This is a genomic window from Pseudomonas sp. St29, from assembly GCF_001547915.1.
Taxonomy (GTDB): domain Bacteria; phylum Pseudomonadota; class Gammaproteobacteria; order Pseudomonadales; family Pseudomonadaceae; genus Aquipseudomonas.
On record NZ_AP014628.1, the window covers coordinates 4034584 to 4053661 of the forward strand.

Consider the following 19078-nt stretch of genomic DNA (forward strand, 5'->3'; position numbering starts at 1 on the left):
CCTACAGCAGGAAATGGCTCCCCCCGAGCCGAGCCGAAAAAACACACCCCGCCAGAGTCGGACTCTGGCGGGGTGTGGTGTTTCAGCGGCGCCGACAAGCAGTCGATCCAGCGCCGGCCCTCAGGCCGTTGGCAACTGCCCGCTCTCGATCTCCCGGGCCGTGCGTTCCACCGCGCGCCGGGTCTTGTCGATCAGTTCGTCGATATCGCCGCGGGTCGCCACCAGCGCCGGGGCCATGATCATCCGCCCCAGGGTCGAGCGGATGATCACCCCCTCTTCGAAGCCCAGAGTGCGGCAGCGCCAGGCGATGTCGTTCTCGTTGGCAAAGCGCTTGCGGCTGGCCTTGTCCTCGGCGAACTGCAAGGCCGCCACCAGCCCGCAGCCCTGGATCTCGCCGATCAGCGGGTGGTTGCCGAACACTTCCCGCAGGCACTGCTGCAGGTAGGGACCGGTGTCCTGCTTGACCCGGGTCACCACGCCTTCATCGCGCAGGGCCTTGAGGTTGGCGATGGCCACGGCGGCGGCCACCGGGTGCCCGGAATAGGTCAGGCCGTGGGCGAACACCCCGCCCTGCTCCACCAGCACCTGGGCGATGCGCTTGCTCAGCACCAAGCCGCCCATGGGGATGTAGCCGGAGGTCAGGCCCTTGGCGATGGACAGGGTGTCGGGCTCGAAGCCGAAGTGCTGATGGGAGAACCACTCGCCGGTGCGGCCGAACCCGCCGATCACTTCGTCGGCGCACAGCAGCACGTCGTACTGGCGGCAGATGCGCTGGATTTCCGGCCAGTAGCTGTCTGGCGGGAAGATCATGCCGCCGGCGCCCTGGAACGGTTCGGCGATGAAACCGGCGACGTTCTCGGCCCCAAGTTCTAGGATCTTCTCTTCCAGCTGGCGGGCGCAGCGCAGGCCGAACTCGGCGGGCGTCAGGTTGCCTTCGTGGGCGAACCAGTAAGGCTCGTCGATGTGCGCCACATCCGGAATCAGCCCGCCCATGTCGTGCATGAACTTCATCCCGCCCAGGGCGGTGGCGGCCAGGGTCGAGCCGTGGTAGCCGTTCCAGCGGCCGATCATCACCTTCTTCTGCGGCTGGCCGAGGATCTGCCAGTAGCGGCGCACGCTGCGAATCAGCACCTCGTTGGCCTCGGAGCCGGAGTTGGTGTAGATGGCGTGGCTGTAGTGCCCGGGCAACAGGCTGAACAGCAGCTCGGAGAGCTCCACCACCGCCGGGTGGGTGGTGTGGAAGAACATGTTGTAGTACGGCAACTGCTCGAGCTGGGCACTGGCGGCGGCCGCCAGGTCCTGGCGACCGTAGCCCAGGTTGGTGCACCACAGCCCGGACATGCCGTCCAGGTAGCGCTGGCCGTCGTTGTCCCACAGGTGCAGGCCCTGGCCGCGGACGATCACCCGCGGGCCTTCGGCGTTCAGCGCCTTCTGGTCGAGGAAGGCATGGATATGGTGGGCGGCATCCAGGGCCTGGTAGTCCTGGGTACTGCGTTGGGCGGTTGGGTTTTCAGCACTCATGGTCATTCTCCTGCACGACAAGTGGATTCAAGGGAAGGCGTGGCGACGGGACTCGGCCCCGTGGGCAGCAGCGGTTCGGGAACAAACAGTGGCTTGCGCATCACCCACTTGATCCAGACCACGGCGATCAGCGAGATCACCCCCAGCACGACGCCGGCGCTGCCGAAGATCCGCGCGGTCATCTCCGGGGACGGGGACACGTGATAGATCGCAAACAGCATGCCGACGATGCCCAGCACCTGGGGCCAGGGGTAGAACGGCGAACGGAACGGCCGAGGCGCGTCGGGGTAGCGCCGGCGCAGGGCGATCACGTCGATGTGCACAATGATGTAGGCCAAGAGCCAGGCCAGGGCCGCGGCCAACAGCAGCAGGCTGATGGAGTCCGGGTCCTGGCCCAGGATCAGGATCGGCAGCCCCGTGAGCGCGGCGACGAACAGCACCGCCACCCAGGGTGTGCGGCTGCGCGGGCTGAGCCGTTTGAACTGGGGGAAGGCCTGGCCGTTCTGGGCCATGCCGTAGAGCATCCGCGGCAGCGCCGCCAGGGACGAGTTGACCGTGCTGCAGGTGGCGGTGATCACCGCGCCCACCAGGAACAGCTTGCCGGCCTCGCCGAACACCGTGGTGGCGAACAGGAAATGCGGCAGCGGATGGCTCGCCAGTTGCTCCCGGGGAATGCACAGCAAGGCGCCGAGGCAATACAGGGTGATCACCAGGAAGATGATGCTCAGGCCGATGATCATCGAGCGCGGGACATTGCGTTCCGGGCGGCGGGTTTCCTCCACCAGCGGGCAGACGAACTCGGCCCCGACAAACCCCCAGATGGCCATCGCCGCCAAGGCCAGCGCGCCGACCTCCATGGGGTTCCAGCCCTGGTCCAGCGGCCGTTGCAAGTCGGCCTGGGGGCTGCCGATGGCGCCCAGGCCCAGGGTCAGGAGAATCACCACCATCACCACCGCGAGCACCGTCTGCAGCCGGGCGAAGACATCGATGCCCAGCAGGTTGAGCGCGGTGAAGGTGCCGAGCACGCCATAGGCCACCAGCATCGGCGGCAACACCCCGGGGTAGACCTTGCCGATGATCAGGTCCAGGAGCAGCAGCTCGGCGGACAGGGCGAACATCGCCACCACCATGTAGCCGGAGAAGGTCGCGAGGATCGCCGGAAAGTGCCCGATGGCCACTTCGGTGTAGCTGCTCAGGCTACCGGCCCGGGGCACCATCAGCGCCAGTTCGGAGAACGACAAGGCATAGGTCAGCGCCAGCAGGTAGGCCAGCAGCAGCGGAATGAAGAAGCCCAGCCCGGCCATCCCCGCGCCTTGCAGCATCAACACCATGACCCCCTGGGACACCACCAGGCCAACGGCCACCGACACCAGCGAACCCAGGCCCAGGACCCGGCGCAAGCCGCCGTTGCTGGTGGGGCTCAAGGCCGCCGGGGAGAGATTTGCAGTCATCGCACGCACTCCTTTCTTATTGTTGTGGGCCTGCCGCGACAGCGGCAGGTGCAGCGGCGCCCGGGTGGCGCCGCCAGGGCTCCGTAGCGCTAGCGCAGTTGGAACCAGGTGGTCTTCAGTTGGCTGTACTTGTCGAAGGCATGCAGCGACAGGTCGCGACCGAATCCCGATTGCCGGCCGCCGCCAAAGGGCACGGTGACGTCCAGGGCATCCACGGTGTTCACCGACACCGTGCCGGCCCGCAACTGCCGGGCCACCCGGTGGGCGCGGTTGAGGTCGTCCGTCCACAGCGAGGCGGCCAGGCCGTAGACGCTGTCATTGGCCAGGGCAATGGCCTGCTCCTCGTCATCGAAGGGGATTACCGCCAGCACCGGGCCGAACACCTCCTCCCGGGCAATGCTCATCTGCGGCTTCACCCCGGTGAGGAGGGTCGGCTCGATGTAGTTGTCGCTACCGTCGATGTGCAGCTGGCGGCCGCCACAGGCCAACTGCGCGCCCTGCTCCCGGGCGCCCTCGATATAGGCCATGACCCGGGCGGTCTGGCGCGCGTCGACCATGGCCCCGGCGCGGCTGGCCGGGTCCAGCGGGTTGCCCGGGCGCCAGTCCCGGGCCTTGGCCTTGAGGCGCTCGACGAACTCGTCATGAATGCTGCGCTGCACCAGCAGCCGCGAGTTGGCCGAGCACACCTCGCCCTGGTTGAAGAAGATGCCGAAGGCGCTCTTCTCGGCGGCCAGCTCCAGGTCCTGGCAGTCGGCGAACACCAGGTTCGGGCTCTTGCCGCCGCATTCGAGCCAGACCTGCTTGAGGTTCGATTGCGCCGAATACTGCATGAAGCACTTGCCCACCTCGGTGGAGCCGGTGAACACCAGGCAATCCACATCCGGGTGCAGGCCCAGGGCGCGACCGGCATCGCTGCCCAGGCCCGGCACCACGTTGAACACCCCTTCCGGCACGCCGGCCTCCAGGGCCAGCTCGGCCAGGCGCAGGGCCGAGAACGGCGACTGTTCGGCAGGCTTGAGCACCACCGAGTTGCCCACCGCCAGTGCCGGGGCCAGCTTCCAGGCGGCCATGTCCAGGGGGAAGTTCCAGGGCACCACCGCGCCGATCACCCCCAGGGCTTCGCGACGAATGCTGGCATGGCTGTTGTGGCCGCCGGGGGCCAGTTGATCGTAGAGCTTGTCGACGCTCTCGGCGTACCAGGCGAAGACGTGGGCCGCACCGGGCACGTCGATGTTCCAGGCGTCCATCACCGGCTTGCCCATGTTCAGGGAGTCCAGCAGCGCCAGCTCCTCGCGGTGGGCGAGCATCAGCTCGGCCAGGCGCAGCAGGACCTTCTTGCGCTCCACCGGGGCCATGCGCGCCCAGGGCCCCTGGTCGAAGGCCCGACGCGCGGCGGCCACCGCCAGGTCCACATCGGCCGCGCCGCAGGCACTGACCCGGGCCAGTACCCCAAGGGTGGCCGGGTTGACCGCATCGAAGGTGGCGCCGGACTGGGCGGCCATCCGTTGGCCGCCAATCAGCGCCTGATCAATGAATGTCTGTTGGGCAGCCCGCTGCTGCCAGTCACCGAGTTCGAACACGCTGCACTCCCTCGTCGGCCGTTGCGACGGCCTGTTGGTTATTGGGTCCTGAGGGATGGTGCGTCAGCGCGAGCCAGAGGAAAAATACTAAAAATATGCTCCAGCACCATGAAAAAGCTCTGTAGCCAGACGGCTTGGCGCCCCCACGCAAAACGCCGCCACCCAAAGCCCCAGGTAACGGCGAAAGTCCACAACCCTGTGGCGAGGGAGCTTGCTCCCGCTGGAAGGCGCAGCCTTCCCAAGGCCTGAATCCGCGGCCTGTCAGGTGGATTGCGGATTCAGGCTTTGCGGCCGCTGCGCGCCCGAGCGGGAGCAAGCTCCCTCGCCACAAGAAGCCTTGTCTCCCCTATTCCTATGCCTCCCCCGCACCGCAGCGCGTCGTTGGCCGACGTGCAGGAACCGCATCAGGTTCGGGCGGGGTGCTCCAGCCAGTCGCCCAGGCGCTGCAACAGGGCGTCGCAGGCGTGCAACTGTGCAAGGCTGATGAACTCATCCGGCTTGTGGCCCTGGTCCATGCTGCCCGGACCGCAGACCACCGTGGGGATGCCCGCCTCATGGAACAGTCCGCCCTCGGTGCCGAAGGCCACGGTGGTGAACTCCCGCGAGCCGCTGAGCAGCGCCAGCAGTTCGGCGGCCTGGCTGTCGGCGGCGGTGGCCAGCCCCGGGTAGGCGCTCAAGGGGTGCAGGTCGATCCCGGTGTCGGCCCGTACCGCCTGCATCTGCGGCACCAGCTCGGTGTCGGCATAGTCTTGCAACTGGGCCACCACGGCCTGGGCGTCATGGCCCGGCAGGGTGCGCACCTCGAAATCGAACTGACACTCGGCCGGCACGATGTTCAGCGCACGGCCGCCCTGGATGGTGCCGGTCTGCACCGTGGAATACGGCGGATCGAAACGCGGGTCGTGGTGCTCGGGTTGCGCCAGCCGGCTGCCGATGTCTCCCAGCTTGCCGATCAACCGCGCCGCGTACTCGATGGCGTTGACCCCGTAAGGCGCATAGGCCGAATGACAGGCCGCGCCCCGCACCTGACAACGCATCGCCAGCTTGCCCTTGTGCCCGAGCACCGGGCGCAGCTCGGTAGGCTCGCCGATCAGGCACAGCAGCGGCGGGTGTGGCCGCTGTCGCAAACGTTCGAGCATCGGTCGCACGCCCAGGCAGCCCACCTCCTCGTCGTAGGAAAACGCCAGGTGCAGCGGCAGCCGCAGGCGCCGCCGGGTAAAGCCCGGCACCGCCGCCAGCACCGAGGCGATAAAGCCCTTCATGTCGGCGGTGCCACGGCCGTACAGCCGCCCTTGGCGCTCACTCAAGACAAACGGCTCGACGCTCCAGGCCTGACCGTCCACCGGCACCACGTCGGTGTGCCCGGACAGCACCACCCCGCCGCGATCGCTGGGGCCGATGCTGGCAAACAGGTTGGCCTTGGTCCGCTGCGGGTTGTAGATCAGCTCGCTGTCCACCCCGTGGCGCGCCAGGTAGTCGCGAATAAAGCCGATCAATTCCAGGTTGGAATCGCGGCTGACCGTGGCAAAGCCCACCAGTCGCGCCAACAGCTCGCGGCTCGACTGCTCATTCATTGCCCGGCACTCCGTAGCTGGGGGCCGCCGTGGGGTCCAGGGCCCGGGTCAGGTAGTCCTGCATCTGCGGCCGGTAGGCCTGCCACAGGCCGTCGAGCTGGCCGATGGGGTCGGCATCGGCCCAGTCCACCCGCAGGTCGACGATGGGCCAGGTCAGGTCGTCCACCACGCTCAGCGCCGCTGAATGCACCGGGCCCGCCTCGCCACCGGCGGCCATGGCCGCGTGCATCGCCGCCAGCAGGCGCTCGGCCAGAATCCCTGGCGTCTGTTCGAACGCCTGGACCATGGCCTGGATGACCCCGGCGTCCGCCAGCAGGTTGCCGGCGGCCACACACTGCTCGCCGGCCAGCGCATGGTGGATGCCCAACGCCTGCTGGCCACTGAACAGCGCCGTGCGGCCCTGGTTGTCGATCACCGTCACCTGGCGGTACTGGCTCCAGCCGTTGCGACCCAGGGCCTGCTCCAGGGCGGTGCCGGGGTCGAGCTTGCGCTGTTCCAGCAGGTCGAGAATCTGCGGCCCCAGCGCCGGCAGGGTGACGTTCTGGGTGGCCACCGCGCCCACTCCGGCCCGCACCCAGGGGCAACGGGCGCCGACCGCGATGCTCGACGAACTGATGGCGATGCCCAGCTGGCCGGTTTCGGCGCAACGGCCCACGATGGAAAAAGTCATGCAAACTCCTTGGCCCGCCGGGCCTGCGTCGACGCCGGGTGCGGCGTCCGTGAAAACAGCGTCGGGCTCACTCGGGAATGACCGCGATCACGTCGATCTCCATCAGCCACTGCGGCTGGCCGAGGGCCGAGACCACCAGCCCGGTGGAGATCGGGAACACCCCTTTGAGCCACTTGCCCACTTCCTGGTACACCGGCTCGCGGTAGCGCGGGTCGGTGAGGTAGGTGGTGGTCTTGACGATATGGGACAGGTCGCTGCCCGCCTCTTCCAGCAGTTGCTTGACGTTTTTCATCGCCTGCTCGGCCTGGGCCCGGGGATCGCCCAGGCCCACCAGGCGGCCGTCGAAATCGGTGCCGACCTGACCGCGAACGTACACCGTATTACCGGCGCGCACCGCCTGGCACAGGTCGTTGTCCAGGGACTGGTTGGGGTAGGTGTCCTTGGTGTTGAACATGCGGATACGGGTATGAGTCGGCATCAGAGGGCTCCCACGCTGCTGAGGTTGTGATGCGGCGCCGCGGCTGGGGCCGGGCTGCCATAGGCCTGGTATTTGCGCTGGGTGGCGATGTGATCGGCAATATGCTTGGCGTCGTGCCACACCCCCCAGATGAACGACGAGCCACGGCGCGACAGCCAGGGCAGGCCGAGGAAATACACCCCGGGCTCGCGGGACACGCCACGCTGGTGCAGGGGCTTGCCCTGTTCGCTGAAGGTGTCGACCTGCAGCCAGGAAAAATCCACGGCGTAGCCGGTGGCCCAGATGATCGAGTTGATGCCGGCCTGTTGCAGGTCCAATTCGAGGATCGGCTGCCTGACGCAGTCCGGGTCCGGCAGGCGCCGGCGCGCCTCGGGCTCCAGCGGCAGGTCGAGGCCGTTGCGCTCGACATAGGCATCGGCGGCGTCCAGCAGCGCCAGGTAGTTCTCGTCGCCCCGGTCCAGGTTGTCCAGCAGGTCCGCCTGGAAGGTCACGTGCTCGCCGGCAAAGGCCCGGGTCAGCCCGACCAGGGTGATGCCCTGGTGGGCCAGGGCGCGAAAGTCGATGGTCTGGCCGCCGCGAGCGCCGCTGACGGCGATGGTCACGTGTTCGCGCCCGGGCTTGGCGATCTCCGCATCCCACTCCCCCAGCACCCCGAGCCACCAGCAGAAATCCCGGTTGCGATAGGAACGCGGCGGACGGTCATGGGCGCCCACCGACAGATACACCCGGCGCCCCGCCCGCTGCAGTTCATCGGCGATCTGCACCCCGGACGAGCCTGCGCCCACCACCAGCACCGCGCCCTCGGGCAACTGCTGCGGATTGCGGTACTCGGCGGAGTGGATCTGCGTCAGGCGGCCATTGGCGGGGGCAATCGGCGGGATCACCGGACGCTGGAACGGACCGGTGGCGGCCACCACGCGCCGGGCCTGGATCACCCCATCGGACGTCTCGACGGTGAAGCCCGGACGACCGACATTGCGCTGCACCTTGCGCACCTCGACCCCGGTTCGGATCGGCGCGTTGAAGGTACGGGCGTAGGCTTCGAAGTAGTCCGCCACCTGCTCCTTGGCGGCAAAGGCATCGTCCGGCAGGGCGAAGGGCATCCCGGGAAAGCGGTCATGCCAGGCCGGCCCGTTGGCCACCAGGGAATCCCAGCGTGCGCTGCGCCAGGCTTCGGCGATGCGGCTGCGTTCCAGCACCAGGTGGGGCACGCCGAGCTTGCTCAGGTGCTCGCTCATGGCCACGCCGGCCTGACCCGCGCCGACCACCAGGGTGTCCACTTGCATTTGTTGTTCTACGGTCATGTCTGTGTCCTTCTGCGAGACGATTGGCACCGGCCGGAAGGCCTGGCACACGCGGTTCGGAACCCGGGATAAGTCGGATGCGACAGATGGTGCGACAGACGCCCGCGAAGGAAAATTATTAAAAATGTGCTCCCTGGATAAGAAAAAGCGAGGCAGCACGGGGCCTGCACCCGTCCCTGAGCCGGCTCGGGGCAAGGCCCACAGGCACACTCGGCAGCGGCCCGAGCGATCAGACTGATCACCAGGGCCTTTCAGATGATTACCCGGCGAAAATGCATTTCCGTGCTTTCGATCTGCAGGCACTGAAGGCACAATGCGTACCTTTTTGGCTGGCCCTGCCGGAGACCCTGAAATGATCAAGACGCCGTACTACCTCATCGACAAGCAGAAGCTTTTGAGCAACATGCAGAAGATCGCCTATGTGCGCGAGCAGTCCGGCGCCAAGGCCCTGCTGGCCCTCAAGTGCTTCGCCACCTGGTCGGTGTTCGACCTGATGCAGCAGTACATGGACGGCACCACCTCCTCGTCGCTGTACGAGCTCAAGCTCGGCCGGCAGAAGTTCGCTGGCGAAACCCACGCCTACAGCGTGGCCTGGGCCGACGACGAGATCGAAGAGATGCTCGCCAACTGCGACAAGATCATCTTCAACTCCATCAGCCAGCTGCAGCGCTTTGCCGACGCCAGCGCGGGCAAGGTCCGCGGTCTGCGGGTCAACCCCCAGGTGAGCAGCTCGGACTACCTGCTGGCCGACCCGGCCCGGCCTTTCAGCCGCCTGGGCGAATGGGACCCGGCGAAGATCGAAGGCGTGATCGAGCAGATCTCCGGCTTCATGTTCCATAACAACTGCGAGAACGGCGACTTCGGCCTGTTCGACCAGATGCTGAGCACCATCGAGGAGCGCTTCGGCCACCTGCTGCACAAGGTCGAGTGGGTCAGCCTCGGCGGCGGCATCCACTTCACCGGCGAGGACTACGCCCTGGACGCCTTCTGCGCGCGGCTCAAGGCCTTCTCCGAGCAGTACGGCGTGCAGGTCTACCTGGAGCCGGGCGAAGCGGCGATCACCCAGAGCGCATCCCTGGAAGTGACCGTGCTCGACACCCTGTACAACGGCAAGCACCTGGCCGTGGTGGACAGCTCCATCGAAGCCCACATGCTCGACCTGCTGATCTATCGCCTGAACGCCAAGCTGGCCCCCAGCAGCGGCGAACACAGCTACATGATTTGTGGCAAGTCTTGCCTGGCCGGAGACATCTTTGGCGAGTATCAATTCGAACGTCCGCTGGCCATCGGCGATCGCCTGTCGTTCGTCGACGCGGCGGGCTACACCATGGTCAAGAAAAACTGGTTCAACGGCCTGAAAATGCCATCCATCGTTGTGAAACAACTCGATGGCAGCATCGATGTGGTTCGCGAGTTTGGTTTCGAAGACTACCTGTCCAGCCTTTCCTGAGCGGACAGACACGAGGAGAAGTAAATAAATTGAAGAAGAATGTTCTTATCATTGGTGCAGGAGGTGTCGCCAAGGTGGTGGCCCACAAGTGCGCGCAGCACAACGACGAACTCGGTCGTATTGCCATCGCGTCGCGCAACATCTCCAAATGCCAGGCCATCATCGACAGCGTCAAGGCCAAGGGCAGCCTCAAACAGCCCGCTGAAATAAAAGCCTATGCGCTCAACGCGCTGGACATCGAAGCGACCAAGGCGCTGATCCGCGAGACCGAGTCGCAGATCGTCATCAACGTCGGTTCCGCCTTCCTCAACATGTCGGTGCTGCGTGCCTGCATCGATACCGGCGTGGCCTACCTGGACACCGCGATCCACGAAGAGCCGGGCAAGATCTGCGAAACGCCGCCCTGGTACGGCAACTACGAGTGGAAGCACCTCGAGGAGTGCCGGGAGAAGAACATCACCGCCATTCTCGGCGTGGGCTTCGATCCGGGCGTGGTCAACGCCTATGCCGCCCTGGCCAAGCAACAGCATTTCGACCGCATTGATTCCATCGACATTCTCGACGTCAATGCCGGATCCCATGGCAAATATTTCGCCACCAATTTCGACCCGGAAATCAATTTCCGCGAATTCACCGGACAGGTGTGGAGCTGGCAGAACAGCCAGTGGACCAGCAACACCATGTTCGAAGTCAAGCGCACCGACGACCTGCCGGTGGTCGGCTCGCAGAACCTGTACCTGACCGGCCACGACGAAGTGCACTCGCTGTCGAAGAACCTCGACGTGCCCAACGTGCGCTTCTGGATGAGCTTCGGCGAGCACTACATCAACGTGTTCACCGTGCTGCGCAACCTCGGCCTGCTCTCCGAGCAGCCGGTCAAGACCGCCGAAGGCCTGGAAGTGGTGCCGCTCAAGGTGGTCAAGGCGGTGCTGCCTGATCCGGCCTCCCTGGCCCCGGGCTACACCGGCAAGACCTGCATCGGCGACCTGGTCAAGGGCACCAAGGACGGCCAGCCGCGCGAAGTCTTCATCTACAACGTGGCTGACCACGAAGAAGCCTACGCCGAGACCGACAGCCAGGGCATTTCCTACACCGCCGGCGTGCCGCCCGTGGCGGCCGCCCTGCTGGTGGCCCGTGGCCAGTGGGACGTGCAGCGCATGGTCAACGTCGAGGAGCTGGCCGCCGAGCCGTTCCTCAAGGCGCTGGACGTGATGGGCCTGCCGACCCGGATCAAGGACGAGCATGGCGATCGTCCTTGGGACGCCGCCCTCTGATCTAGCTCCAGCCACAGCGGGCGCCGGCAACGGCGCCCTCTGTTGCAGCCCTTTCGCCATTGTCGATGGTGCGTCGCTTTTACCGTTCTGTGCGACAGATCGCACTGGCGGGGCTCCCGCCCTCCTCCTTCGTAGTGTTAGCTTGAGCAGGTTTCTGTCTGATCGCTCAGACATTTCCTAATCACTCCCTGCAAAGGAATGCCCTCCGTAATGGATTTCTCTCTCAAGCACCTGGCTGCGGCCACCCTGATGCTCGCCAGCCTGTCCGCGTTCACCAGCAGCGCCCAAGCCAACATCACCCCGCAGCAAAGCGCGGCCATCCTCAAGACCTTCAGTGACGCCCCGGCCGGCGACTTCCGCCAGTTCCTCGGCGCCCTGGCCAAGAGCGAAACGGGCAAGAGCGCCAACCTGGGTCCGGCCATCGCCGCCTTCCTCGACAAAAAAGCCCTGAGCGCCGAACAGCAGAACGAAATCCATCGCCTGCTGGGCCTCTACGCCCGGATCAAGTACGGCAAGGCCGCCACCGAAACCCTGCGCGAACTGGTGGCCATCCCCACCTTCAACGTCGACGGCGTACCGCAGTACAAGAACCCCGAGTTCCTCAAGATCGCCGAGAAGATCCAGGGGCTGGCCAAGGCCTTCAACCTGAACTTTCGCAACATCGACAACCGGGTCTACGAGATCTCCCTGGAGGGCGCCGGCCAGGAAGTGGTCGGCATCCACGCCCACGCCGACGTGGTGCCGGTGACCCCGGAAAACTGGGTGCTCGAAGACGGCACCCGTCTCGACCCGTTCAAGGTCACCCTGATCGGCGACCGCATGTACGGCCGCGGCACCGAGGATGACAAGAACGGCATCGTCGTCGCGCTCTACGCGATGAAGATCATCAAGGAAGAGCAACTGCCCCTGGCGCGCCACTTCAAGCTGCTGGTGGACACCACCGAGGAAACCAGCGGCGACGCCATTCCCTACTACTTCGAGCACAACCCGACGCCCAACTACAACCTGGCCCTGGACGGCGGCTACCCGGTGGTGATCGCCGAGAAAGGCTACGGCACGGTGATGGCGACCTTTGCCCGGCGCGCCGCCACAGGCCAGGGCGCCGAGATCACCCACCTCACCGGTGGCCTGGCGACCAACCAGATCCCGTCCACCTCGGTGGCCACCCTGAAGAGCGACAACCCGGCGCAGCTGGCTGCCAGCCTGCAGCAGGCCGGGGCCGAGTACGCCAAGGCCCATGGCGGCAACTTCCAGGTCGCGGCCAAGGTGGCGGGCGCGGACGTGCAACTGACCGTCACCGGCGTCTCGGCCCACTCCTCCGAGCCCGAGTCCGGGGTCAACCCGGTGGCGCGGATGCTGGATTTCATCAACAGCCTGGACGGCAAGGTGGCCTTCAAGCACAACGCCTTCACCGACGCCGCCCGCTACCTCGCCGACAACTGGGGCCTGGACTACCTGGGCAAGCAGCTGGGCATCGGTTTTTCCGACGACTTCATGGGCCCGCTGACCACCTCGCCGACCCTGGTCAGCGTGGATGAGCAGAACCTCAAGCTGGCGGTCAACCTGCGGGTGCCCAAGGGCAAGACCCCGGAGGTGCTGAAGGGCGAAATCAGCGACAAGCTGGCGGCCTGGAGCAAGAAGAGCGGCGTGGCCGTGACCATCGACACCAAGATCGCCGAACCGATGTACCGCAACCCCGAGGGTGAATGGGTCAAGGCGCTGCTGGCGGTGGCCAGCGAGAACCTGGGCATGGCGCACACGTTCGGCACCTCCGCCGGCGCCACCTCGGTGCATGAACTGCCCAACGGCGTGCAGTTCGGCCTGGCGCGGCCCGAAGTCAAGTACACCGGCCACACCGACAACGAGTTCAAGACCCGGGAGCAGTTCCTGCTGGACCTGCAGATCGTCACCGAAATGATGGGCCGCATCGGCCAGTTGCCCAAGCTCTGAGTGCCCCGGCGCGCCCGCCCGCGAGGACGGGCGCGCCACCTCCCTCCCCCCGTCCCCGCACGCCGCCAGGCTCGGCCCAGGCTTCAGTCTGCCGACGACTTCCAGGACGGATCGCTGACATCGCGCAGCACCCCGATGTAGCCCCGGTAGAGATTGCCTGCCGGCAGCAGCTGCCGTGCGGCCAATTGCCGATGCAGACGCTGCAGGTGGTAGAACGGCACGCGCACATAGAGGTGATGCTCGATGTGGTAATGGATGGCGTGGGGGCCGAAGAGGAAGGTCTGCCAGTTTGGCCGCACGATGCTGCGGGCGTTCTGGCTCTGGTCGGCATGGGCCGGCAGGCCGGCGTGCTCCATGATCGCCCGCACCCGGCCCATCAGCGGCAACAGGGTCATCGCCGGCAAAAGCCACAAGCCGAGATAGAGCCAGGGGTGCCCGCTCCAGGCCAGCAGGCCGAACAGCAGGCCGTTGCCCAGCAACATGGAAAGGAACTCCGAAAACCGCAGCCTCGCCGACTTGTCGACCCTGGGCATGACCGCGCGGTAGTCGCCCCGGGCAAATCGGCAGGCACTGATGACGTACCCCACCCCCAGCAGATCCGCCAGCAAACGCCTGGCCAGCTTGCCCCGCGGCAGCGGGTAATCCCCCATGCCGAATACCGCCATCACCGGATCGTCATGCTGCATCGGCTGGCGGTGATGCTTCAGGTGACCGGCACGGTAGGTCGCCAAGGACAGAAACAGCGGGCCTGCCGCCAACCACTGCCCCACGGCATCATTGCGCGCCTGCCCGCGCAGCAGCAGGCCGTGGGCACTCTCGTGCATGAGCACCGCCAGGGCCAGTTGGCTGCGGGCGATGAGCAGCGCCGCCAGGAGGTAGGTCAGCGGGTGCGGCCAGAGCGCGGCGGCGCTGAATGCGGCAGCGATCAGGCCCCAGTCCGCCAGCAGGGCCAGCACCGCGATCCGCGGCTTGAGCACGAACAGCTCGGCCTCGGGGACAAAGGCACGCAGCAGGCGGTTGTCGCCGGCTCGGGGTTCAGGCTGGGACACGGCGGTGTTTTCCTTGTCGTTGGGTGGCCAGGGTACAGACCAGGGCCAGGAGCATGCCCCCCGCCACATCGATCAGCGTGTGCTGCTTGAGGGTCAGGGTCGACAGGCAGATCAGCAGTCCGCTAGTGGCGCTCAGCCATGGGTAGGGGCGGTCCCAGAGCGCCCGGCAGGCCAGGCAGGTCACCGCCACATGCAGACTGGGAAAGCCGTTGCAGGCCCGGTCCAGTTGCCACATGCGGCTCAGCCGCTGCTGCAGGAAGGCATTGTCCAGGGCGCCGATCTCCGGCCGGGGCAGATCTTCCGGAAACAGCCAGAAGCACAGCAGCGCGACGCCGAAGGCCAGGCCGGTGGCGTTGCGCAGCGCGCGAAAGCGCTCCGGGCTGGCGTAGGCCGCCGCCAGCAGGACAAAGGGAAAGAACAGCACATACAGGAACCAGGACTCGGCCACGAACGGGATCCACTGATCCCACGGCGTGACCCAGCTGTAGCGGGGCCTGACCAGGCGCTGCAGGCCGATGAACAGAGCCAGCCCCAGCAGCAGGGCACACGCCGCCGCCAGGGCCTGCCCGGGGCGGGCGGCCAGGATCAGGCGGCGCAAGGGGCTGGCCATTGCAACTGGCAGGCCGACTGGCGGGACGGTTGCGGGGGGCCATGGCGCTTCAAGGCGGCGTCCTCACAAGCCGAGCAAACGGCTGACCCAGGCATCGGTCCGCGCCCGGGCACGCTGGTTGCCCGCCGCCACGTCGGGCGCCGGCGCCGCCGCGCTCAACTGCTGCGCCGCTTGCGCCACCTGCCGGCGAAAATCGGCGGCGTCGCCGCGCCAGGTCACCACCCGGTGCAGCACCTGCAGCTGGGCGGCGCGAGCGGCATTGCTGGTCTGTTCGGGCTGGTCGCTGAGGACCAGGATGATCGGCCGCTGATAGACCCGGGCAATGGCCAGCGCGGCCATGCCGGGGGCCGACACCATCAGCCGGGCCCGGGCCGCGCGACTGGCCCAGTGCGGATCGACCCCGAGCCAGCCATCGTGCCCGGCATACCCCTCGCCCACCCGATGCCCGTGCAGACCGGCATCCCCCAGCCCGGCGCTCAAGGCGTCGGCCAGCCCGAGCTCGCAAAAATGCGGATTGAGGTACACCGCCGCGTCCGCCCCGAGCGCGTCCGGCAAGGCCTCGGCCAGGGCCACCGGCGTCGGCAGGCGATACAGCGCCGGGGCCTGGGCATCATCGACGTCATAGGCAAAATCATGCTCGATACGCGCCCGCGCCGCATCGATCTGGCGGCCGACGATCCAGCCGAACAGGCGCCCGAACTGCCGCGGCCACAAGCCCTCGAAGTTGTTCAGCAGCGCCCGCTTGAGGCTGGCGCCGTAGACATGCACCACCTTGCGCCGCCACCCCGGCAGCATGCCCATGTACAGCAACGCCGGGTGGAAGGAATCGTTGATCACCAGGTCGACGCCGCGCCAGCGGCGCCTCAAGTGCAAGATGTCCCGCAGCATGCGTCCGGGACGGAACAGGTAATGGGCGACATTGCGGTTGGTGGCCTGGCGTTGCATGTTCTGTTCGCGGTCGAACTGCACCGCGTAGTGCAGCGAAAGGATCTGCGCCTGGATGCCGAAGCGCTGCAGAAATGCCTGCCCCGGCGCCGAGGTGGTCAGCACCTCGACCTGGGCCCCGGCCGCACGCAGGGCATGCACCAGCAACTGCGCGCGCATCAGGTGGCCGCGGGCGTCGGCGGTGGCCAGGTAGAGAATTCGCCCACTCATCGGCGGCGGCCCACGCCACCCAGTACCCAGCCGGCGCCCAGCATGGCCAGGGCCCCGCTGACGCCGAAGCTGGCATCCACGGCGCGTATCTCCCTGAGCAAGGCCGCCAGCCGGTGCGCTTCCCCGGGCGCCACGATACGCCGCAGGGTGTTCTGGCACAGGCGCACGTGGGCTTGCTCGTCGGCCAGCACCCGCGCCAACAGCGGATACAGGCGATGCCCGGGGTCCAGCACGGCGCAGTGGCGGCGCAACACCCGCTCGGCCATCTGCTCGGCGCAGAGCCCGGTGGCATAGGCCGGCACCAGCAGGCCATGCTCGAAATACCCGGCATAGCGATGGGCCAGCCGCTGCCACCGCAGGATCTTGCGCCGGCTCAGCCAGTCCGGTTCCAGGCGCTGGGCGCCTTGGTCGCCCAGCGCCCGCAGGGCCTCGGCGAACAGGGTCACATGACGCTGCTCATCGGCCAGATGCTGCTGCACCTGACGTTCGAGCCAGGGCGGCGACTGCGGCAGCAGCTCGTCCAGCAGCGCCCGCTCGGTGGCGTCTTCGCCGGCCAGGTACATGCGCAACAACAGGCGCTCGCCCCTTTGGCTCAGGTGCAGGCGCCGCAGCGCGGCGCGCTTGATGCGGTCCACCAGGCGCGCCTGCAGCGCCCCCAGGCCCCGGGCCCGGGGCTGGTTCAGGCAGCTGAAATCGGCCGCGCCCACCCGCCCTTGCTCCGCGCTCATTGCCCGGGCTGCGCCGCGGCGGCGCTGCTCGCCTGCTGGCTGTGGTGCCAGGCCAGGATCAGGCCGATGAAGCTGTCGCGCATAAAGGCCGTACCGCTGGCAGCGGCACCGGGAAAGGCTTGCTCCTGGCCGTTGTAGCGCAGGTAGCCCTGGCCGTTGACCGCGCCCAGTTGCAGATTGTCGTGCTTGTTCAGGCCGCGCCGGCGCACCTCCTGGAGCAACGGGCTGTCCTCAAGGCCGAACACGAACAGCTGGCGCTGCACCACCCACCGCGGAATCTGCCCACTGAGGGCCCGCAGGTCGAGGTTCCAGGTGCCCTGCTCCAGCACCTGCTGCAGGGCCTGGGTGTCCGCCTGCCTGGCGTCGAAGCTGGCGCGCATCAGCGACTTGGACACCCGGCCAATGCCCAGGCCGATGGTGATGTCGTCGGCCGCCGGGTTCTGCGCGTCACTGGGGCGCACCACCACCAAATAGCTGGCCACCCGCGCGGCGATCGACGGCTGGGCCAGTACCTTGCGCGCCTGCTCGGCGCTCAGCAGCAGGCGCTCGCCGGCCCCCTCGCGGACACTGATGCGGTAGGGATCAAGAGCGATGTCGCGAAACGCGCCGCGCACCGGGGCATGCACATAGGTGTCGGTCTTCCACTTGGGACCGGAGCGGCGCAACAGCACCTGCAGGCTCAGGGGCACGCGCTGGCCATCACCGGCGATGCCGCTGCCGTGCAGCAGGATGTCGCCGATCACGGTCTTGTCGTCATGATCGCCGGCGGCCTCGATCACGATGGATCGGGCTTGCCGGTCGACGCTGGCACGGGCGTCGGCCACGTCCAGGGCCACACGGTTGCACTCGATGTCGCTGGAGACAGGCGTGGCACAGCCACTGTCCGAGGCGAAGTGATACACCCCGCGACCGGCGAACTCGCTGGGCGCGGCCTGGGCCTGGGCTGCCAGGGCCAGCACCGCCAGGCACAGCAGGGAACGGCCGAATGAGGCAAGTGAAGGTTTGTGCATGGAAGTTTCCTCTAGGCACGCCGGTGGCGTGCGACGATGCGGCGCGACGCGGATCAATCCAGGTGGCGGTGGTAGGACAGCGCTTCACTGTGGCGAGCACTGGCGCGGCCGATCTGCAGTCCGCAACCACGGACCACGGCGCCGGCGGTATCGAGCAGGGAAATGGCCGTGACCATGGCCATCGCCCCCAGGCGCCGCAGCCCGCGCAAGGGCGGCAGGTCCTGGTGATTGAGGGCGCGCAGGCTGTAGCCCAGGCGTCCCAGCATCACGCACAGGGGGCCGAGCGGCCCGCTGCGCGCGAGCCATTGCAGCCAGCCCGGCAGGTAGGCGCGGACCAGATAAGGGGTCAGGTCGACGCTGTCGCCGCCCCTGAGCCAGCGCAGCTTGAGCACTTCGCCCTGGCTGTCGGGCAGACGATGCTCGGTGTGGGCGGCGGGGGCATAGAGCACCGCCACCCCGGCCGCTTGCAGGCGCAGGCCCATGACCTGGCAATGGGCCCGGTACACCCCGTCCAGCGGCTCGTAGCGGTAGTGCTCGAAGGTGTCGCAACGAAAAGCCACGTTGTTGGCATAGAAGTTACGCGTGGCCCCCTGGCGCAAGGGGCTGGGGAAGTACATGAAGTCGATGGCGGTCAGGGCGCTGCCGGCGACGCTGGGCGCATAGCTGGTGCGCCCGGCCACCGCCAGCGGCGCATCGGGCCCGGCCAGGGGGGCAAGCAACTGCTCCAGCCAGCCGGCACAGGGAATGCAATCGGCGTCGGCAAACACCACGTACTGGCAGCGCTGCCGGTCGACCGCGTCAAAGCCGACATTCTTGGCGTCGTAGTAGCCGGTGCCGCCATCGATCTCGACAAAATCCACGGGCCGCCCCGCCAGGGCGCACAAGGCCTGGCGCGCCGCCAGGTCGAGGCCATCGTGGGTGATGATCCACTGGGCAAGGGACTGGGGCGCCAGACTCTGCCGGGCCAGCCGGGCGATCAGCCGCTCAAGACTGTGCAGGGCCTCCAGGGCATCCTTGCCGCCGCGCAGGTTGTTGGTTTCCAGCACCAGGGCGCAGCTGGCGGCAATCGCCTCCAGGCGCTCGCGCCCCTGGCTGCCGGGAGGCAACTGCGACATCCCGGTTGTCGTCTCTTGGCTATCCATTTCGTTGTGTCTCTGTAAAAGCGCGGTCGCCCCAGGGGCGGGGGCGCAATCACAGCATTATTCCCGGGAATATTCAAACACCGGCAGCGTGCGGCACCGGCCGCGGCGCCATTCGAGGATCGCTCAGGCGCT

At 67.2% G+C, this 19078-nt stretch carries 16 protein-coding genes; 3 read left to right on the forward strand and 13 right to left on the reverse strand.

Features of this window, described 5'->3' with window-relative positions; genetic code table 11:
* Window positions 1–120: 120 nt before the first annotated feature.
* From PST29_RS17895 to PST29_RS17925, 7 genes are all read right to left on the reverse strand, one after another.
* Window positions 121–1521, reverse strand: coding sequence for an aspartate aminotransferase family protein (locus tag PST29_RS17895; RefSeq protein ID WP_060843921.1), 1401 nt, complete (start codon window positions 1519–1521; stop codon window positions 121–123).
* A gap of 2 nt (window positions 1522–1523) precedes the next feature.
* Window positions 1524–2972, reverse strand: coding sequence for an APC family permease (locus PST29_RS17900; protein WP_060839828.1), 1449 nt, complete (start codon window positions 2970–2972; stop codon window positions 1524–1526).
* Between the two features lie 89 nt (window positions 2973–3061).
* Window positions 3062–4552, reverse strand: a complete 1491-nt coding sequence (locus PST29_RS17905) for an aldehyde dehydrogenase (protein WP_060843922.1) — start codon at window positions 4550–4552, stop codon at window positions 3062–3064.
* Window positions 4553–4956: 404 nt separating this feature from the next.
* On the reverse strand, window positions 4957–6126 hold the full coding sequence (gene argE, locus PST29_RS17910; RefSeq protein WP_060843923.1) for an acetylornithine deacetylase: 1170 nt from the start codon (window positions 6124–6126) through the stop codon (window positions 4957–4959).
* Window positions 6119–6796 (reverse strand): DUF1028 domain-containing protein, encoded by a 678-nt coding sequence (locus tag PST29_RS17915; RefSeq protein ID WP_060839831.1) that lies wholly within the window; start codon window positions 6794–6796, stop codon window positions 6119–6121. Before PST29_RS17915 ends, argE begins: the two co-directional genes overlap by 8 nt.
* Before the next feature lie 67 nt (window positions 6797–6863).
* Window positions 6864–7274: a RidA family protein gene (locus tag PST29_RS17920; protein WP_011061806.1), complete on the reverse strand. Its 411-nt coding sequence runs from the start codon at window positions 7272–7274 to the stop codon at window positions 6864–6866.
* Window positions 7274–8578, reverse strand: a complete 1305-nt coding sequence (locus PST29_RS17925) for a flavin-containing monooxygenase (protein ID WP_060843924.1) — start codon at window positions 8576–8578, stop codon at window positions 7274–7276. The genes PST29_RS17920 and PST29_RS17925 overlap by 1 nt, the downstream gene beginning before the upstream one ends.
* Before the next feature lie 352 nt (window positions 8579–8930).
* On the opposite strand from PST29_RS17925, the gene PST29_RS17930 reads away from it, so the two are divergent.
* From PST29_RS17930 to PST29_RS17940, 3 genes are all read left to right on the forward strand, one after another.
* Window positions 8931–10028, forward strand: a complete 1098-nt coding sequence (locus tag PST29_RS17930; RefSeq protein WP_060843925.1) for a carboxynorspermidine decarboxylase — start codon at window positions 8931–8933, stop codon at window positions 10026–10028.
* A 29-nt stretch (window positions 10029–10057) separates the two neighbouring features.
* Window positions 10058–11302: a saccharopine dehydrogenase family protein gene (locus PST29_RS17935; RefSeq protein ID WP_060843926.1), complete on the forward strand. Its 1245-nt coding sequence runs from the start codon at window positions 10058–10060 to the stop codon at window positions 11300–11302.
* Between the two features lie 210 nt (window positions 11303–11512).
* Entirely contained in the window at window positions 11513–13252 is a 1740-nt protein-coding gene (locus tag PST29_RS17940; RefSeq protein ID WP_060839835.1) for a dipeptidase, read from the forward strand.
* An 83-nt stretch (window positions 13253–13335) separates the two neighbouring features.
* On the opposite strand, the gene PST29_RS17945 is transcribed toward PST29_RS17940, so the two are convergent.
* The 6 genes from PST29_RS17945 to PST29_RS17970 all read right to left on the reverse strand — a co-directional run bounded on the left by PST29_RS17945 (window position 13336) and on the right by PST29_RS17970 (window position 18919).
* Window positions 13336–14301, reverse strand: coding sequence for a fatty acid desaturase family protein (locus tag PST29_RS17945; protein ID WP_060843927.1), 966 nt, complete (start codon window positions 14299–14301; stop codon window positions 13336–13338).
* Window positions 14288–14911 (reverse strand): phosphatase PAP2 family protein, encoded by a 624-nt coding sequence (locus tag PST29_RS17950; protein ID WP_060843928.1) that lies wholly within the window; start codon window positions 14909–14911, stop codon window positions 14288–14290. Before PST29_RS17950 ends, PST29_RS17945 begins: the two co-directional genes overlap by 14 nt.
* Window positions 14912–14974: 63 nt before the next feature.
* Window positions 14975–16066, reverse strand: a complete 1092-nt coding sequence (locus tag PST29_RS17955) for a hypothetical protein (protein ID WP_060843929.1) — start codon at window positions 16064–16066, stop codon at window positions 14975–14977.
* On the reverse strand, window positions 16063–16794 hold the full coding sequence (locus tag PST29_RS17960) for a hypothetical protein (protein WP_060843930.1): 732 nt from the start codon (window positions 16792–16794) through the stop codon (window positions 16063–16065). Before PST29_RS17960 ends, PST29_RS17955 begins: the two co-directional genes overlap by 4 nt.
* Entirely contained in the window at window positions 16791–17804 is a 1014-nt protein-coding gene (locus PST29_RS17965; protein ID WP_060843931.1) for a hypothetical protein, read from the reverse strand. Before PST29_RS17965 ends, PST29_RS17960 begins: the two co-directional genes overlap by 4 nt.
* Before the next feature lie 53 nt (window positions 17805–17857).
* A complete protein-coding gene (locus tag PST29_RS17970; protein WP_060843932.1) occupies window positions 17858–18919 on the reverse strand; it encodes a glycosyltransferase family 2 protein in 1062 nt (353 codons plus the stop codon).
* Window positions 18920–19078 lie beyond the last annotated feature (159 nt).

Coding starts and splice junctions, on each gene's coding strand:
- PST29_RS17955 (WP_060843929.1), bottom strand. CDS start 16,066: ATGAGTGGGCGAATTCTCTACCTGGCCACCGCCGACGCCCGCGGCCAC.
- PST29_RS17950 (WP_060843928.1), bottom strand. CDS start 14,911: ATGGCCAGCCCCTTGCGCCGCCTGATCCTGGCCGCCCGCCCCGGGCAG.
- PST29_RS17925 (WP_060843924.1), bottom strand. CDS start 8,578: ATGACCGTAGAACAACAAATGCAAGTGGACACCCTGGTGGTCGGCGCG.
- PST29_RS17895 (WP_060843921.1), bottom strand. CDS start 1,521: ATGAGTGCTGAAAACCCAACCGCCCAACGCAGTACCCAGGACTACCAG.
- PST29_RS17960 (WP_060843930.1), bottom strand. CDS start 16,794: ATGAGCGCGGAGCAAGGGCGGGTGGGCGCGGCCGATTTCAGCTGCCTG.
- PST29_RS17965 (WP_060843931.1), bottom strand. CDS start 17,804: ATGCACAAACCTTCACTTGCCTCATTCGGCCGTTCCCTGCTGTGCCTG.
- PST29_RS17940 (WP_060839835.1), top strand. CDS start 11,513: ATGGATTTCTCTCTCAAGCACCTGGCTGCGGCCACCCTGATGCTCGCC.
- PST29_RS17930 (WP_060843925.1), top strand. CDS start 8,931: ATGATCAAGACGCCGTACTACCTCATCGACAAGCAGAAGCTTTTGAGC.
- PST29_RS17920 (WP_011061806.1), bottom strand. CDS start 7,274: ATGCCGACTCATACCCGTATCCGCATGTTCAACACCAAGGACACCTAC.
- argE (WP_060843923.1), bottom strand. CDS start 6,126: ATGAATGAGCAGTCGAGCCGCGAGCTGTTGGCGCGACTGGTGGGCTTT.
- PST29_RS17900 (WP_060839828.1), bottom strand. CDS start 2,972: ATGACTGCAAATCTCTCCCCGGCGGCCTTGAGCCCCACCAGCAACGGC.
- PST29_RS17915 (WP_060839831.1), bottom strand. CDS start 6,796: ATGACTTTTTCCATCGTGGGCCGTTGCGCCGAAACCGGCCAGCTGGGC.
- PST29_RS17970 (WP_060843932.1), bottom strand. CDS start 18,919: ATGTCGCAGTTGCCTCCCGGCAGCCAGGGGCGCGAGCGCCTGGAGGCG.